Consider the following 16,697-nt stretch of genomic DNA (forward strand, 5'->3'; position numbering starts at 1 on the left):
TCCCCTCCTAGGGGTATCCTATGGCGATACTGGGCATTTGGTGCGGGTTATTTGCAGCCGTGCGCTTGGAGAGCCGACGACAAGCGCGCGAACTCTTCCATGCTGAGCGTCTCGCCGCGGCGCGAAGGCTCGATCTCAATGCCGTGCAGCAGCGCTTCCAGCTCAGGCTTGTTTTCCTTGGTAAAGAACCGCGCAGCCAAGTTATTGTACAGGGTTTTGCGCCGCTGAACGAAGGACGCCTGGACGACAGCGAAGAAGAAGTCCACGTCGGTAACATCGACCGGCGGGGTTTGACGCACGCGCAGCCGGATCACGGCGGAATCGACGTTCGGCTGCGGCACGAAGACGGTGCGCGGCACGATTGTGACGAGCTCCGGCTCGCAGTGGAACTGAACGGCAATGCTAAGGCTGCCGTAATCTTTAGTGCCTGGACGTGCCGCCATGCGGTCGGCCACTTCTTTCTGAATCATCACGACGATATTCTCCAGAGGCAGCTTCTCCTCGAGAAGCTTCATAATAATCGGTGTCGTGATGTAGTAGGGCAAGTTGGCGACGACACTGACGCCATCTACGCCTTGGAAGTGCTCCCGGAACAACGCCTGGAGGTCGGTTTTCAGGATATCCCCATGAACCACAGTGGCATGGGGGTAAGGCTCCAGCGTTTCGGCCAGAATAGGCAGCAAACGCTGATCGATCTCAACCGCCAGGACGCGGCCGGCGAGTTTGGCCAATTGCTGCGTGAGCGCGCCAATCCCAGGGCCAACCTCCAAGGCTGCTTTATTCGGTCCAAGCTCAGCCGCCATGACGATCTTGCTGAGGATGTTTTGGTCAATCAAGAAATTCTGACCCAGGCTCTTTTTGAGCACAAGACCATTTCGTTTAATAATTTGTTTTGTTTTACTGGGTGTTGCGACATCTTCAGCTGTTACAATGACTTCATTTCCGGGTATATTCATCATGTAGACCTCTTCATCTATAGGTTCTGGGCATTTCTTCTCTAAGGCCTCTAAAGGCCAGTACAAGCGATGTAAGCGCAATCTTGACCTAAGTTCTACTTCTCAGCTTCCAGAAGCTCTACAGCTGCCTCAAATTCCTCTCGCGAGATCTGAAACATCGCACAGCGTTTAAAGAACTGTTTGCCATTGCAGTAGCCAATGCCTAAGGCATTGCCCACAATAAGCCGACGAGCTGCCGCCTCGGCGTGAACGATCAATCCTGCCGACACGAGGTCTTCGATCGTCAATTGGGACACCGCGCCCTCGTATTCGGTCCGCAGGCTCTGAAGAGCTTGACGAATCGTCTCCGGCGTCGCGTTCTCAACCCCGATATCACCCTTATACGCTGCTTGCTCTTGGGTGATGAAAGCATGTTTGCAGCCGGGTACCTTGGCCGCTACAATTTTGCGAATCCGTTCACCTGCGTGATCCGGATCCGTGAAGATAATAACGCCTCTGCGCTGCTGAGCGAGTGCGATTCGCTTCAAGACGGCTTGGCCGATCGCAGAGCCGCCGGTTTCAATCGTATCCGCCTCGACTGCTCGGCGGATGGCTGCTGTATCGTCTTTTCCTTCGACGACAATGACTTCTTTAATCATAACGATTCCCTTCCCAGTACGCAGAAAAAGAAGAGGGGTCCCCTCTTCTTTCGCCCAGGCTGCTGGCCTGGCAACGTATATATGACATTCTTCCCGCCGAAACAGACGTTTACACGTTAGTTTTCGGAAGGCTTTTTCGGTCCGACCACGTAGACCGTATACCCCTGTTTTGTTCCGAATTTATTGGCATAACCATTATCCTCGAAGTAGACATCAATAGTTTGGCCCTTCACACCGCTGCCGGTATCTTCTGCACGGCGGAAACCAATACCTTCAATGTACACCCACCAACCGAGTGGAATGACTTTCGGATCAACAGCAATTGTTCTTCCTTCCGTTACGGTAGTGCCCGTATAGGTTTTACCATAACCAGGAGTCCCCTCTGATTTACCTGTTGATTCGGCTCCCGCTGAGTAAGCCGTGAGCTTCACATTTTTGAGGATTTGTTTATAACCGAAAGTAACCCCATTCTTCGAAACTTCATCCACGCTTGGCGAGGAAGCCGAAAGAACCACGACTGGATTCTTCGTGCCAATCGACACGACTTTCTTAATGCTTTCTGTTTGTACTTCTTCACCCACAACTGCTTCCGCGACTAAAACACCGTCTTCGAAAGTCTTTTCTTTCTTCTTCAAGAGCACGCCTTCTTTGCCTTCTTGGACGATTTGCTCTTTGCCTTTGAGCAGCGATGCGTCGTTCTTCTTTTCCGTATCGAACGCGATCGGCTCTGTGACTGCCTCCGTCTCTTTTTTCACACGGACGATTTTGAGTTCATCGCCGGAAGCCAGAGCGGCTGTCGGTTCGGGAGTGATCTTGTCAAGCTCCCCAAGTGCAATATGTAAACGTTGCAATGCACTTTCTACCGTTCTTGCAGTTGTGTAAACAGTGGTGGTCTTTCCATCAGCAGTCAATTGAATTGGTGATGCATGCTCGATAACAAATTTGTCTCCGCCTTTGATTTTGGTCGTAGGCATTGCAGATATTTCATCGTGTTCACCAATCGTTATGGCTTGTTCATCCAGTAGGCGTTGCAGGACCCATTGTTTCGTATGTACAACGGTTTCTTGTCCATTCACAACCACGGATACGCTCTTGGTAGCCGTACCGTACAACAACACCAAAAACATGAAAGTCATTGCGATTGAGATAAGAGCTAAGCTTAAAATCAAACGCAAGTTTTCATGCTTCCATCGCAATGCGAAGGACATGCTGGATGATCGTTTTACATGGGTCTCGCTAATTGAGATACTGCCCACTTCTTCGGTCCTCCTTCAAAGCCTCGCCGCCAGGTTACAGCATGATTAAATTTGACGCGACTAAGGTTTTTTAGTTTAACTTAATGTGTTCGCCTTCCACAGACGCTACTAAACGCCGTTTTCGGTCGTCCCACACCATTTCTGCCATTCATCATTCTATGAATTCCGGGTCCTTTTTAGTCGTCCATCCTGCGTATAACGCCGAAAGAAGACAAAAAGCCAGCAAGAAGAGGACTCTTCTCGCTGGCATAGTTTGCATAGTGAAATACACAAATAGCACGAACGACAATCGTTACCTCTCTTACGCTTACGAGGTTAGCTGACGGATTCGGACGTGAGAGTCGCCCTACTACAAGCATACACAGTATGCTCTAAGATTCACCCCTGTTACTCACTCTGTTCACTTCAGCAACGCTAAGGCTGCTTTAGCTTACAGTGGTTCCCCCGTTCCCATAAATGGAACTCAGCGAATGGAAAATCGGCAAATTGGTTATTAAGTTATTATGAAAAGTATATTACGCTGTTAATCTGAACCTGTAAAGGCAATGACACCTGCTAAAAAGGGCTAAATCGACGAAAATTAGCTTAATTATCCAACAAAACTGCCTTTTATCTACATTTAACTCTTTATAACGTACGAATACTAACTATCTTCGAATTTACACTGTCAAACTAGGCTTGGAAAGCAAATTTGTTTATAATGATCGTGTACAAAATGGAGTAGGAAATACCAATATATTGCTATTTAGGGAGGCACTGAGATGGGGCCCATTTTACAAGTTGACGCTTTATACGGAGGATATTTACCGAACAAACCTGTTCTTCATGACCTGACTTTTTCGATTCTTCAGGGCGAAATGATGGGTCTGATTGGACTGAATGGAGCAGGCAAAAGTACGACGATCAAGAACATCCTCGGCCTGCTTCAACCTCAGAAGGGAACGATCCGCATCAATGGATTGACACTAGCTGAGCAGCCGCTCCCTTATCGCGCCACTTACGCTTATGTTCCTGAGAGTCCGGAGCTTTATGAAGAACTAACCATCCGCGAACACCTCGAACTTACCGCAATGGCCTACGGTTTATCAAGGGAAGATTACCTGAGTCGCTCTCACGCATTATTAGAGCAGTTTCACATGCAGGACAAGTTAAACAGCTTCGCCAGCCACCTATCCAAAGGGATGAAGCAAAAAGTAATGATCATGAATGCCTTCCTGATCGAACCGTCTTTATACATCATTGATGAGCCCTTTCTTGGACTCGACCCCTTAGCCATTCGGTCTTTATTAGAACTTATGGTTAAAATGAAAAATAAAGGCGCCTCTTTCCTCATATCCTCGCATATTTTGTCTACAATTGAGAAATATTGCGATAATTATGTCGTTTTGCACCGAGGGCATATGGTGGCACAAGGAAATTTAGTCGAATTGCGCGATCAATCCGAGCTTCCTGCAGCATCCCTGGACGACATTTTCTACAAGCTCGTTAAAGGGGATTCATGATGAGCCAGATGGACATGAATACCCGCTCTCTTTGGCAGCAAAGATTCCAGCATTATATGAAGGAATCCATGGGCTACTGGCAATATGCGGCACGCAGCAATTTTCTTGGCCTTGTGTTGTTTCTTGTCATTCTTGCTTCCTATTATTACGCAAAAATATTACAGCGTCTTCCGACAGATTATCCCTATTTGTGGTTCGTGCTGCTCTTGCTCGTTCCGTCGATAGCTTCCAGCCCAATTCGAACGCTGGTGCGAAGCGCAGACCGCATGTTCCTGCTGCGAATCGAACACCAAATGGGCGCTTATTTCCGCGGCAGTTTCATCTACAGCTTCTCGCTGCAAGCTATTTTGACCTTTCTCGCGTGGGTTGTGTTATGGCCGCTTTATCACCACTGCCTGGGGACTAACGCGCAGCATTTTTTATTGATGCTTGTCTTCCTTCTTCTAATAAAGACAGCTAATTTATTAGCGAGCTGGCAAGAGAGCCGCTTCGCACATGAACGCGCACGAATGGTCTCGGCCAGCTTCCGTTGGCTAGCCACAATTGCTCTTCTTATCCTGCAATTCCACTACCATATGCTATGGGCAAGCGCTGCTGCCATTGTGCTTATTATGATTTGGTTAGCGCTCACGCGTTTCGTTTCCAAGTATATGATTGGATGGGATTACCTGATCGCCAGGGAGAGGCAGCAGCAAGCTAGACTTTACGCCTTTTTCAACTGGTTCGTGGATGTGCCTGCGCTGCCAACACGAATAACCCGCAGAGCTTGGGTCAGCGGGTTGACACGGTTTATTCCTTTTAGACAAGATGCTACTTATCTGTACATATATATGAAGACTTTGCTGCGTACGGAACTATTCACAATCATCTTGCGGCTGACGGTCATAGGAACATTAGCCATTGCTGTTTCAAGCAGCAGCACAGCAAGAATAGCAATCTTCCTCATCTGTTTGCTAGTTTCGCTGATTCAGCTAACTTCCCTGGAGAGGGCCCACCGCTACACCTTCTGGCTGGACATGTATCCGCTTGAGCGTCAATGGAAAGCTGGTGCGCTAGCGCTCATTATTTGGTTAGCTTTGTTAGCAGAGTTATGCATCCTGACGATACCTTTACTAATCCGGTCTTCACCTATGTATATCCTGCTGCCGCTCGCGGCACTGCTGGTGCTTACATTCATTTGCAGGTTTATACTGCTCCGCAAATTCCAGAAAAACGCTTTACTTGAGTCCTAACAAGCGAATCGTGTTGTTTGTCGTAATTTCGGCGATTTCGTCCACCGTCAACCCCCGAATTTCCGCGGCTGTCTCGGCTACTAAGCGAACGTAGGCTGATTCATTCCTCTTGCCGCGGAAAGGGTGCGGGGTCAAATAAGGCGCATCCGTTTCAATCAATAGCCGATCTAATGGAACCTGAGCGAGAACTTCCTTAGGCTGTTTGGCATTTTTGAACGTGACAGGCCCTCCGAAAGAGATATGAAAGTTCATGTCCAGGCATTGCTTCGCCGTCTCCCAGCTTCCTGAGAAACAATGCATGATCCCGCCAACCTCCTCAGCCTTCTCCTCTTTCAAAATATGCAAGATATCCTGATGCGCATCCCGATTATGAATAACGATGGGCATCCCTAATTTGCGGGCTAATTGAATTTGCTCCCGGAATACACGCTGCTGGACATCCCTTGGCGATTTATCCCAGTAATAATCAAGCCCAATTTCCCCGATCGCGACCACTTTCTCATGTTTGCACAACTCTTCAATCCACCCCAAGTCGCCGGGCATCATATCGATCGCATCCACAGGATGCCAACCCACTGTCGAGTAGATGAAATCATATTTCTCCGCAAGAGCTATCGAACTAGGAATCGTCTCGCGGTTAAAGCCTACATTCACCATTCGTGTAACTCCTGCGTCCAATGCGCGCTGTATCATTTCATCTTGGTCTTCATTGAACTGTTCTGCATTTAAATGGGTATGTGAGTCTGTCAGCATGTTCGTTCTCCCTTATGTTTGAAAATACTTGTTATTCTTGTTCCCCGAGCAGCTCCCACAAATCCGGGTAGTCGGTAGCATTCAGTCGCTCCAGCAGTTCCTCTGGATAATACACGTGATGCTTGCCCATTTGGAAACCGCTGATCGACTGTACGATTTCTGAACGATGTGTGATTTCCGTTAGTGTTTCCTTATGATCAAGCAGCAAAATTGGCAAATTATCATCGGTTTCACCCGGTCTGTACACATCATAAGATTGATTCGAAGGGAAATCAATTTCCATGTAATACGTTGGATCGAAACCAACTTCCGCCATCACTCGTTCCATCCGTTTAATCAGATGCTGATTAGATTCTTCAAAGGTGCTGTATTTATACAATTTCCGGTCCAAGAATCGTTTGCACAAATCAGCAAGGATCTCATCTTTCTCCTGGCACCAGAAAGTCAACATCGTCTGCATCACAGATTCATCCAATAGCAAATAATCTTCCAACGTAATTTTATTCTGAATCAGGTGCAAAATAGGCTCCACCATAAATCCAAACGAATAGTTGTCTTCGTATAAATGTTTAGCACGAGCAAACACTTTATGCAGCAATATTTCGGCACTGCGTGTGACCGGATGGAAATAGACCTGCCAATACATTTGGTAACGGGACATCAAGTAGTCCTCTACCGCATGCATGCCGCTTTCTTTAACAACGATATGTCCCTTGTAGGGCCTGATTACGCGAAGGATACGCTCCAAATCGAAAGTTCCGTAATTAACCCCTGTGAAATAAGCATCCCGCAGCAAATAATCCATACGATCGGCATCCAATTGACTGGATACAAGACTTACTACAATCTCTTCACTATAAGATTTGCAGATTACACCGGCTACCCGCTTAGGAAAATCAGGGGAAATTCGGCTAAGCACACGATTTACTTCGGTATCGCCAAGCACAATTCGGCATGACCAATCCTCATGCTTTGTACCAAAGGCTTTTTCAATCGAGTGGGAGAAAGGTCCATGGCCCAAATCGTGCAGCAAGGCCGCACATAGACAGAGTAAACGCTCTTCCTTAGGCCAATCATCGTATTGATTGCGCTCGAATTGGGAAATAATTTTCCTGGTGATTTCGTACACCCCAAGGGAGTGAGAGAAACGGCTGTGCTCAGCTCCATGAAAAGTTAAATACGATGTGCCTAGCTGACGAATACGACGCAGGCGTTGAAACTCTCGCGTATTAATTAAATCCCAAATCGTTGCATCTTGAACGTAAATATATTTATGAACGGGATCTTTGAATACCTTTTCTTCCTTCATTCTTTCACAACCTCTCTTTATGATTTCTTTATGAAATAGTAACCTTTTCGACATTGTTTCGCCAGTACTTCGACATCGTTGTCGTAATTTGTCGAAGCTTAAATCCCAATTTTACAACTCCAATTCTTCTTATTCATTTAACAGAAATGAGGCTTTCTTAAAAGGCTGTTCGTAATATAGGCCTTACAAATCCCTACACTACAGGGTTCTTAGTATTTTTAACGAATGATAAGAAATTGAAAAATAATAAATTCTAGGCGAATTCTCATGAAAATATGGTTGACTATTTTGGGAATGGTTGGTATCATAAGGCAAGACGATATGTCGAAACATGACGATATTGATAAAGTTTTAATAAAATCGAAAGGGGTTTTTTATATATGTTGAAATCTACGGGCATTGTAAGAAAAGTTGACGAATTGGGGCGCGTTGTTATCCCGATCGAGTTGCGCCGCACTTTGGGTATTGGCGAGAAAGACGCTTTGGAGATTTATGTGGATGGCGAACGCATCATGCTGAAGAAATATGAGCCTGCTTGTATCTTCTGTGGCAACGCCGAAAACGTTTCTTACTTCAAAGGAAAAATTGTTTGTCATATTTGTTTAGCTGAAATGCCAACACCTGTGACAAAATAAGAAATTTAGTGTATACTAGAAGTAGCACTTATCCTATTGGTAATTCTAACCTTTTTCATATCTCCTTTAATCTCTAATTTGTTGGCTTAGGCCACTGATTAGAGATCTTTTTTTGTCCAGGAGTACTGGAAGGGAATGTTTCCGACAGCTTAGCACATCTCTGAGCGCCTTAGCGCTCAAGAAGTGCATTATAGATATCGCGCTTGGACAGTCCGCGATCACTGGCGACCAGCTTCATCGCTTCCTTGCGGTCGCTGCCTCGCTGCTCGTAGTGCTCAACATGGTCGCTTAGCGACATGGCCTCCCACCAGCCGTCCGCCGCTTCCCGCGCTGCCGCGGCTGAGGTGCCTTCGGCAATGATACAGTACTCGCCCTGCGGCGGGTACTGCTCCAAGTGCGCAAGGCACTCTGCAATCGTGCCGCGCAGGAACTCCTCGTACCGCTTCGTCAGCTCGCGGGCGAGACACACCCGGCGCTCCGCCCCCCACACTTCCGCCATGCGGGCAAGTGTCTTATCCACGCGGTGCGGGGATTCATAGAACAGCAGCGTGTCCTGCACGTGCTGCAGCCCTTCAAGCACCTTCGTCTGATCCTTTTTCTCCCGGGGGAGAAACCCGACGAAGGCGAACCGCTCGGTCGGCAGGCCTGATGCAATCAGCGCCGACAGAGCCGCATTCGCGCCGGGGATGGGCACCACCGGCACGTCCCGTTCCACGGCCATCCTCACCAGGTCATAACCTGGATCGGAGATGGCCGGCAGTCCCGCATCGCTGACCAGCGCGATGCTCTGCCCTTCAAGCAGCAAGCGGACAAGTTCGGGTCCGCTTGCCTGCTTGTTGTGTTCGTGATAGCTGACGAGTCGCGTAGCGACCTCGAAGTGCGTCAGCAGCTTGCGCGTTTGCCGCGTATCTTCGGCGGCAATCATGTTGACTTCCTTCAGAGTGCGAATCGCACGGAAGGTCATATCTTCGAGGTTGCCTATTGGCGTAGCCACCAAATATAAAGTGCCTGCGCCGTTCCCCTCTTCGCGGTAACTTTTTTGTACATTCAAACTCACAGAATTCCCTCTTTACTATTCGACTTAGTTGTATATAGACTTTGGCTCTTTTATTCCGTTGCTTCTGCTGAGAATTCCAAAGAAGCTCGGCCGCCGTAATAAATCTCCTTCAATTCCTTGCAATATTCCTGATTCTCATCATAAACGATCAGTGGAGGCAGCGTGCGAATCTCCGGCTTGCCATCCTTCATGCCTTCAATTAACACCATCATCGCTTCTTCTCCGGCACGAGCATGCACGTAACGAATCCGTTTCGGTTCAAGCCGATATTTCCGCATCAGGCAGCATATATCGATGAGGCGCGTAGCTCGATGAACCATCGCGACTTTCCCGCCTGCTTTGACCAGCTTTGCGCTGGCCGCAATAACGTCCTCCAGCGTACAATGAATCTCATGACGCGCAGCTGCATAATGCTCATTTACATTCTGCTCGCCATTCGGCACCGGCAAGTAGGGCGGATTTACGGTTAGCGCGTCGAACTGGCCGTGGCCCAACGTCTGGTGAATTGTTTTGAGATCCCCTTGAATCATATGCAGCCGATGTTCCAAGCCATTAATCAGTGCGTTGCGAACCGCCATATCGGCCAGCCGCTCTTGGATTTCGACCCCCCAGATGTCAGCACGAGTTCGCGTAGCCAGCAGCAGGGGAACAACCCCGTTGCCTGTGCATAGATCAATCATACGCCCCTTGGGCGGCACACTGCAAAACCGTCCTAAAAGTACAGCATCCATTGAGAAGCTGAATACCTCGTCACTTTGGATAATTTTCAAATCATACGTCAATAAATCATCAATTCGTTCTGTCGGTCGTAAAGGCACCATGCGTTCTATCGTCATTTCCTTTCTTAACTTGCTCCTTATGGAAAAAAACCGTAAGGCATAAACCCCTACGGTCACAAGCACTTATTTATTTAAAAAGGATAAGCAAAACAAACAATCTCCTTCAGTCCGAAGGTGTCCGTAATACACATTGCAGATATGAAATCCTTCATTATATAAGCGGGTCAAATTATCATAACCGGCTCCTGGTAACGGAAGAGTTTCTTCTGCTTCTCCTACAGGCTGCTCGACAATCGTTTCCTCTTGTCGGATCAGTTTGCGAAGTTGCTGATTCTCTATGCTTAGTCTCTTATTTTCTTCGATGAGGATAATAATTCGTTTCTTTAAGGCACCCAATTCGGCATAAGTGGCACCCATGCGTTCTTCAATATCATCTATTTGTCCAAAAATATCCTGTTTATCCACGCTTTCACCTCTAGTGCCATGCATGCTTACTGGCCAGCGCCTCCTTGGATCTTATGCCGCTACTCTTGTTCAACCACATCATCGAAAGGTAAATCAAGTGCTTTACCAAGGTCGAACAATTGAACCTTCGCGGTACGCTCACTAATATTTAACCCTAACACTTTACCATTCCCAAAAGAAGTGATTACATGCCGCCCAACAGTTGGCAGTGAATCTTTTGCACTCTCGTAGTTATCATGTTCGTATTTCAAACAGCACATCAACCGACCGCATAATCCGGATATCTTCGTTGGATTCAACGATAAATTCTGGTCCTTGGCCATTTTGATGGATACAGGCTCAAAATCGCCTAGAAAGGATGAACAGCACAGAATCCGCCCACACGGACCTATACCTCCAAGCATTTTCGCTTCGTCCCTTACGCCAATTTGGCGCAGTTCGATACGTGTGCGGAAAATACTTGCCAAATCTTTGACCAGCTCCCGGAAATCAACCCGTCCTTCAGCTGTAAAGTAAAAAATAATTTTATTACGATCAAAGGTATACTCTACGTCTACGAGCTTCATCTTAAGACTATGGTCCTTAATCTTCTCGTGACAAGTTTGGAACGCGTCTTTGGCTGCTTTCTTATTCTCTTCAACCAGATCAGCATCCGTATCATCGGCTATGCGAATCACCTTTTTGAGCGGAAGCACAACATCATTCTCTTTGACGTTCTTCTTGCCTACAACGACTTTGCCATATTCTACACCGCGAGCGGTTTCAACAATAACGGCGCTTTCTTTCTCAATAGGCAAATCTATTGGATCGAAATAATATATTTTACCCGCTTTCTTGAAGCGGACGCCTACGACCGAATACATCTTACACCCCCTGCATCTCCACGAGCATTTTCTCGATCACCAGCTGAGAATTGGCGTTGAAGCGCAGTCGTTTTTGTAAATCTACGGCTTGCTCCATCATACCTACCCAATCTGAGACATCCCGGCTGAACGCGAGGGAGCTCATCCAGTCCAGTTGATCATTATATACAAGCTTATCTCTGCGCTCCAGGCGCAACTGCACCATATCTTTAAACCAGAGGATCAATAAGTCGAACAAACTCGACATATGGTCCGCAAGTTCTGTTTTCACAATTCGTTGCTGCACCGTGATCATAGAAGTAGGGAAACGTGTGAGCGTCTCCTTAGCTAATTGTAACACTACGGTTCTCATTTCTGCAAACCAATTCGCAGCAATTAACTCTCTGGCAGCTTGCAATCCTGCGGTTAAATGCGCAGCAGGTTGAACAAGTGCGGCGGGATGGCCTTCTTCCAGCAAAGTAAGCATCATCTGCTCACGCGGCATGGGTGTGAAATGAATCCACTGCGCCCGCGATTGAATCGTTGGCAGCAAGGCATTCCCATTCTCTGTTATCAGAATCGCGACGACATGCGAAGTCGGTTCCTCCAGGAATTTAAGCAGGCTGTTCGCAGCCTGTACCGTCATCTTCTCGGCATGATGCAGAATATATATTTTGGTACCGGAAGCTGTCGCACGGTAGGCGAACTCCTTTTGCAGCTCACGGATTTGTTCAATCTTGATCGACGCTCCGTCAGGCGCGACCACGTGCAGATCCGGATGATTGCTGTGCTCAACCTTGCGGCACTCCAAACATTCGCCGCAGGCTTCATCCTTCCCGCGCTGACAATAAATCGCTTTCGCTAGTGCAATTGCCATCTCTGAACGTCCTGTCCCAACAGGCCCGCTAAAAATATAAGCATGAGACAGCTTGTCATGCCTAAGCCCATTCTGTAAAAGCTGCTTGGCGGCTGCTTGTCCCGGTATCGCTTGGAAGGACATGGGTTAACACCCTCCTAAAATAACAAGTTAATCAGCATGCCTCGGATCTCTCCGATTCTGTGCAAAATTTCAATTCGACCCTGCTCGCTCTCCAACAGTTCATCAGCCAAAGCCAGCAGCTCCTGATCGATTTCTTCCAAAAGCTTATATCGCTTCGAACGGCCGCGACGATCCCAGCCCTTCGTATCTCGTAAGTTGACGCCACGACGTGCCGTTTCCTCCAGAAACTGTTTGATCAACAATTTATATTGAAGAAGCTCCCTCACAGTCATCCCCCGTGATAGACGGTCGCCTTGCAGCGTAATTTGCTGCACCATTTTGGACAACTGCTCCTGAGTAAATTTCTCATCCTGCTGCTGCATGATTTCCGAGAAATTCCGGGGGGCCATTTGTGCCGGCGGGACGTTCTCATTTACTTTGACGTTTTTACCGATGGGCTGCCACCCCGGATTAATTTTCAAGACGCATCCATCCTTGTGTATGTCTAATTAAGATTAGTAGTGCTCGAAACGATCAACTGGCAATACGAAAACCGCAGCTCCACCCACTTGCACTTCCACGGGAAACGGAATATATGAATCCGTCGTTCCACCCATTGGTGAAACCGGTGTAACCAGTTGTTCACGAATTTTGCAATTAGCGCGAATCACCTGCATGACCTCTTGCACTCTCTCGTCTTCCGTACCAATCATGAAAGTCGTGTTCCCAGCACGTAAAAACCCGCCAGTACTCGCCAACTTCGTAGCGCGAAACCCTTCTTTGATTAAAGCATTGGAAAGACGATTGCTATCTTTATCCTGTACAATGGCTACGACTAGTTTCATAAGTGTTGCCTCCCTTTTATTATAAACGAAGAATGGATTTTCTGCTTTACACGGAAATATGTTCCTCCAGCAATTGATTACAATCCGTCCAAATGTCTGCAGCTATCTCTTCTTCACTCCGATTGGCATCCACGACACGAACCCGTTCAGGATGATCGGCCGCGATCTGGTGAAATCCTGCTCTTACCCGGCTGTGGTAATCAACATGCTTCTGTTCAATCCGATCCAGCTGCTGGGCATCTGAACCCGAACCAGCACGATGATGCAATCTGGCTAAACTTACTTCCACAGGAACATCCAGAATGTAAGTGCGTGTCGCTTGCAACCCTGAACTGGCATATCGCGAAATCTCTTTGACCTGATCTACGTCAATGCCTAGCCCGTACGCTTGATAAGCTACACTCGCATCAATGAATCGATCACATAGGACTATGCGTCCAGCTTGAAGCGCCGGAAGAATCAATTGATGCACATGCTGTGCTCTGGATGCCGCATATAGCAATACTTCTGCTTGATCCACCATCTCCTTATGCGCGGGGTCAAGTATAATGCTTCGAATCTGATCACTGATTGCCGTACCGCCCGGTTCTCTGGTCACAAGGACATCATGTCCCAGTTTCTTGAGCCCCTCAGCCAATTGCTTCAGCTGCGTTGTTTTCCCGGCGCCATCCGGCCCTTCAAAAGTAATAAATATTCCGTTCACGCTTTCCTCCTACTTGCTGCTTCACAACTTTTGAAATAGTTTATGTGTAAATCTTTAGCTTGTGTGTCTGACCAAATTCTGTCCCTTGAAACTTGATACCCCTTGCTGCTAACTGCACTAAAGCTTCGGCAACAGAAGCCGTGATCACTTCTCCCGTATAAAGGTAGGGGATTCCCGGTGGATAGGGGATGACCATATCGGCTGAGCGATGTCCAACCGCATCATCCAGGTTCACCTGACTAACCGTTTCTTTCTCACGTGATGTTCTTGAGCTCTCTTTCAGATCGAAAACAACAGGAGATGAGATTTGCGGGTAGTAGGGTAATTTAAGTATATTCGAGATAGGCTCCTGAAGTTCCTTCTTTTGTAAGGACCCGTCCAGACAAATGTTATGCAAAGTCTCAATTACCCTAAGCATATCGGCTCTGCCCGATGCAGGCGAGAAAACCAGTAGAACCTGTCGCCCGTCGGTCATTTCGACATAAATACCATCAGCTTCTAACCTATCCTTGAGTTCCGTTGCTGTCAGTGTGTTCGTTCTATCGCAGATTGCTATTTTGAACGGATCCGCCGTCTGATGATCGTAGCTTGGCACCACCGGAAATACTTTCGGGTAATAATCGAATCGGTCAAGCCGATCTAATAAGGTTCTGAATTCTTTCAAGACAGCAAGGCCTTTCTCCATCCACACAGTTCCTTCCGTATGCATCCTCTTTCTCGCTAAATCCAAAGAAGCCATAATCGGATAAGAAGGACTGGAGCTTTGCAGCATAGCCAACAATTGTTTGATATTGCCACGATCTATGAGAGTTCCTTGTACATGCAGCATGGCTCCCATGGTCATGGCCGTCAACATTTTGTGCGTGGATTGCACCACAGCATCGGCACCTTGCGATAAAGCAGAGTCAGGCACCTCCGGATGAAAGCCGAAGTGTGCGCCATGCGCTTCATCTACCAAAAGCAGCTTTCCTCTTGCATGCATCAGCTCAGCAAAAGGTTTCAAATCCACGCCCATCCCATAATAATTAGGATTCGTCAGAAATAGCGCCTTCGCCTCAGGATACTGTAGCAGTGCTTGCTGTACGCTTTGGATGGAAAGGCCTGTCGCTACGCCTGTCTGCGCATTCAGCTCAGGAGCAATGAATACAGCGTGAGCACCTGCTATCATCAGACCATGAATTACGGACTTATGTACATTCCTTTGCAAGAGAATAAGATCCCCGCGGCCGCAAGCCGCCCCAATCATCGCAATATTTCCCACTGTGCTTCCGCCAATCAGAAAATATGTTTCCTCTGCTCCGAAACAATCCGCCGCCAGCTCTTCTGCTTCCTGAATGACCCCCTCCGGATGATGCAAATCATCAAGCCCTGTGATCTCCGTATAATCGATGGACATCACCATCTTCAGATAATCTTCGCCTTCTTCCAACAAGCCTTGTCCGGATTTATGCCCCGGTACATGAAGGCTTACCGGATTCCGCCGATGATGGGCTACCATGGCTTCGAAAAGTGGCGCACGATTAGGTTCTACTTGTCGGCTGAAACTAGACATACGTTCAATGACTCCTCAAGCTCCCAGAGCTTTCTATTTTATACCCTTATAGTAGTAGATTGACGCGAAAAAAACAAAAAAGCTTCTATAAGAAGCTTCTCCCATTAGTTCATATATTGTCTAGAATTCCCCGTATGAAACACTTTTCTCATTTGCTTCACAAAAAATGGATACCTTTGATCATTTACATTCGTTTTCACAATCTCATTGTTGCACTCATCACAGATAAAAGCTGTTATAATATGAATACCGCCTAACCTTTGCTGCTCACAGATCATACATATCCCAATTCGGTTTTCCTCCATATGATCACCCCATATTCGTTTACTTCTAGTATAACCGTTTCTTGATTCTCCTAAACTAGCTAAACGCTCATATTTTGGAAGGATATTGCCGATATAGTCTTATAATCAGGTTAACCGCCTTGCGGAGGTCATCATCATGTCAATAAACCAAGAGCCCAACTTATCTAAACAATCTACGATTTACAGTTATACACTAGTCAAGCGCGTCTACCACTCTCTTTACAAAACAATTCTTTATTTCGCCATACTCGCCATAGCGGTTCTCTATAAATTCGATTCCTCTAGCTGGCTTCCGCTTCTTGCAAGCTACCCACTCCTTCTAATGTTCCATACCTTGCTTGTTCGTACCTACTTTCAATTCACGATTGGCATGGCCATGAGAGGGTGGTCCTATCGCTTTGGTATCTTCTGGTCCGGCTTTATCCCGGATGGACATGCTTCCGTGCGACTAGTCTCCAGGATTCAGCTGCATTTATTCTGGATCGGACTTTCTATCATTCTGTTGCTCTACCCTTGGATCCCTGAAAAATGGCTTATTTATCTGGCTATCTTCCATCTGTGGATGCTGATGCCGCGGCTATGGATCCTCTTCCGGTTCCGTCCCTATAACAAATCTGGATTAGTTAAAATTACGGAAAAAGAAACTTCTTGTTACACCCAATAGGCGTCGAGGTCAGAAATAGCCCTCGTGGGTATCTACTATGTGTAAGGTACCTTTTTTTCGCAGGCATAAGGAAAATGGGGTCACTCTCAAAGTAACAAAAAAAAACCTTACGAGGATTTCTCCTTGTAAGGTTTCTAAGCTGCTTGGCAACGTTCTACTCTCCCAGAACCCTGCGGTTCAAGTACCATCGACGCTGGAGGGCTTAACGGTCGTGTTCGAGATGGG

General features: G+C 47.2%; 19 protein-coding genes, 1 rRNA gene and 1 riboswitch. Of the genes, 4 read left to right on the forward strand and 16 right to left on the reverse strand.

What is annotated here, in order from left to right; all coding sequences use genetic code 11:
* Positions 1–47: 47 nt before the first annotated feature.
* The 3 genes from rsmA to IEY34_RS25965 all read right to left on the reverse strand — a co-directional run bounded on the left by rsmA (position 48) and on the right by IEY34_RS25965 (position 2,850).
* The gene (gene rsmA, locus IEY34_RS25955; protein ID WP_189017158.1) at positions 48–956 is read right to left on the reverse strand and encodes a 16S rRNA (adenine(1518)-N(6)/adenine(1519)-N(6))-dimethyltransferase RsmA; all 909 of its coding nucleotides are present in this window, start codon (positions 954–956) and stop codon (positions 48–50) included.
* Between the two features lie 95 nt (positions 957–1,051).
* Positions 1,052–1,594 carry a ribonuclease M5 gene (rnmV, locus tag IEY34_RS25960; RefSeq protein WP_189017099.1) on the reverse strand — a complete coding sequence of 181 codons (543 nt, stop codon included), beginning with the start codon at positions 1,592–1,594 and terminating at the stop codon, positions 1,052–1,054.
* Between the two features lie 116 nt (positions 1,595–1,710).
* Positions 1,711–2,850 (reverse strand): resuscitation-promoting factor, encoded by a 1,140-nt coding sequence (locus IEY34_RS25965; RefSeq protein ID WP_229757841.1) that lies wholly within the window; start codon positions 2,848–2,850, stop codon positions 1,711–1,713.
* 289 nt (positions 2,851–3,139) lie between these two features.
* A riboswitch (cyclic di-AMP (ydaO/yuaA leader) is annotated at positions 3,140–3,329 on the reverse strand.
* 282 nt (positions 3,330–3,611) lie between these two features.
* On the opposite strand from IEY34_RS25965, the gene IEY34_RS25970 reads away from it, so the two are divergent.
* Both IEY34_RS25970 and IEY34_RS25975 read left to right on the forward strand, forming a co-directional pair.
* Positions 3,612–4,352, forward strand: coding sequence for an ABC transporter ATP-binding protein (locus IEY34_RS25970; protein WP_189017102.1), 741 nt, complete (start codon positions 3,612–3,614; stop codon positions 4,350–4,352).
* Positions 4,352–5,584 carry an ABC transporter permease gene (locus IEY34_RS25975; RefSeq protein ID WP_189017105.1) on the forward strand — a complete coding sequence of 411 codons (1,233 nt, stop codon included), beginning with the start codon at positions 4,352–4,354 and terminating at the stop codon, positions 5,582–5,584. The genes IEY34_RS25970 and IEY34_RS25975 overlap by 1 nt, the downstream gene beginning before the upstream one ends.
* Here IEY34_RS25975 and IEY34_RS25980 read toward each other — a convergent pair.
* Positions 5,570–6,337 carry a TatD family hydrolase gene (locus IEY34_RS25980; protein ID WP_189017108.1) on the reverse strand — a complete coding sequence of 256 codons (768 nt, stop codon included), beginning with the start codon at positions 6,335–6,337 and terminating at the stop codon, positions 5,570–5,572. The two genes, IEY34_RS25975 and IEY34_RS25980, sit on opposite strands and share 15 nt — an antisense overlap.
* Positions 6,338–6,368: 31 nt before the next feature.
* On the reverse strand, positions 6,369–7,646 hold the full coding sequence (locus IEY34_RS25985) for an HD domain-containing protein (protein WP_189017111.1): 1,278 nt from the start codon (positions 7,644–7,646) through the stop codon (positions 6,369–6,371).
* A gap of 380 nt (positions 7,647–8,026) precedes the next feature.
* Between IEY34_RS25985 and IEY34_RS25990 the strand changes: the two genes are divergently transcribed.
* Positions 8,027–8,281: an AbrB/MazE/SpoVT family DNA-binding domain-containing protein gene (locus IEY34_RS25990; protein WP_079417157.1), complete on the forward strand. Its 255-nt coding sequence runs from the start codon at positions 8,027–8,029 to the stop codon at positions 8,279–8,281.
* 169 nt (positions 8,282–8,450) lie between these two features.
* On the opposite strand, the gene rsmI is transcribed toward IEY34_RS25990, so the two are convergent.
* The 10 genes from rsmI to IEY34_RS26040 all read right to left on the reverse strand — a co-directional run bounded on the left by rsmI (position 8,451) and on the right by IEY34_RS26040 (position 15,808).
* Complete coding sequence (rsmI, locus tag IEY34_RS25995) at positions 8,451–9,338, reverse strand: 16S rRNA (cytidine(1402)-2'-O)-methyltransferase (protein ID WP_189017114.1); 888 nt, start codon at positions 9,336–9,338, stop codon at positions 8,451–8,453.
* A 50-nt stretch (positions 9,339–9,388) separates the two neighbouring features.
* A complete protein-coding gene (locus IEY34_RS26000) occupies positions 9,389–10,174 on the reverse strand; it encodes a tRNA1(Val) (adenine(37)-N6)-methyltransferase (RefSeq protein ID WP_189017117.1) in 786 nt (261 codons plus the stop codon).
* A gap of 66 nt (positions 10,175–10,240) precedes the next feature.
* The gene (gene yabA / locus IEY34_RS26005) at positions 10,241–10,582 is read right to left on the reverse strand and encodes a DNA replication initiation control protein YabA (protein WP_189017120.1); all 342 of its coding nucleotides are present in this window, start codon (positions 10,580–10,582) and stop codon (positions 10,241–10,243) included.
* Between the two features lie 59 nt (positions 10,583–10,641).
* A complete protein-coding gene (locus IEY34_RS26010) occupies positions 10,642–11,445 on the reverse strand; it encodes a PSP1 domain-containing protein (RefSeq protein ID WP_189017123.1) in 804 nt (267 codons plus the stop codon).
* A 1-nt stretch (position 11,446) separates the two neighbouring features.
* A complete protein-coding gene (gene holB / locus IEY34_RS26015) occupies positions 11,447–12,424 on the reverse strand; it encodes a DNA polymerase III subunit delta' (protein WP_189017126.1) in 978 nt (325 codons plus the stop codon).
* A gap of 14 nt (positions 12,425–12,438) precedes the next feature.
* The gene (locus IEY34_RS26020) at positions 12,439–12,885 is read right to left on the reverse strand and encodes a YaaR family protein (RefSeq protein WP_189017129.1); all 447 of its coding nucleotides are present in this window, start codon (positions 12,883–12,885) and stop codon (positions 12,439–12,441) included.
* Positions 12,886–12,918: 33 nt separating this feature from the next.
* Complete coding sequence (gene darA / locus IEY34_RS26025; protein WP_189017131.1) at positions 12,919–13,248, reverse strand: cyclic di-AMP receptor DarA; 330 nt, start codon at positions 13,246–13,248, stop codon at positions 12,919–12,921.
* A 46-nt stretch (positions 13,249–13,294) separates the two neighbouring features.
* Complete coding sequence (gene tmk, locus IEY34_RS26030) at positions 13,295–13,951, reverse strand: dTMP kinase (RefSeq protein WP_189017134.1); 657 nt, start codon at positions 13,949–13,951, stop codon at positions 13,295–13,297.
* A gap of 40 nt (positions 13,952–13,991) precedes the next feature.
* Positions 13,992–15,503: an aminotransferase class I/II-fold pyridoxal phosphate-dependent enzyme gene (locus IEY34_RS26035; RefSeq protein ID WP_189017137.1), complete on the reverse strand. Its 1,512-nt coding sequence runs from the start codon at positions 15,501–15,503 to the stop codon at positions 13,992–13,994.
* A gap of 104 nt (positions 15,504–15,607) precedes the next feature.
* Complete coding sequence (locus tag IEY34_RS26040) at positions 15,608–15,808, reverse strand: sigma factor G inhibitor Gin (protein WP_189017140.1); 201 nt, start codon at positions 15,806–15,808, stop codon at positions 15,608–15,610.
* 136 nt (positions 15,809–15,944) lie between these two features.
* Here IEY34_RS26040 and IEY34_RS26045 point away from each other — a divergent pair, with 136 nt between their 5' ends.
* Positions 15,945–16,472: a hypothetical protein gene (locus IEY34_RS26045; protein WP_189017143.1), complete on the forward strand. Its 528-nt coding sequence runs from the start codon at positions 15,945–15,947 to the stop codon at positions 16,470–16,472.
* A 141-nt stretch (positions 16,473–16,613) separates the two neighbouring features.
* Here the strand turns inward: IEY34_RS26045 and rrf are convergent.
* Positions 16,614–16,697, reverse strand: a 5S ribosomal RNA gene (gene rrf, locus IEY34_RS38170); the annotation flags it as partial.

Origin of the sequence: Paenibacillus marchantiophytorum, from assembly GCF_014640555.1 — a bacterium.
GTDB lineage: Bacteria > Bacillota > Bacilli > Paenibacillales > NBRC-103111 > Paenibacillus_E > Paenibacillus_E marchantiophytorum.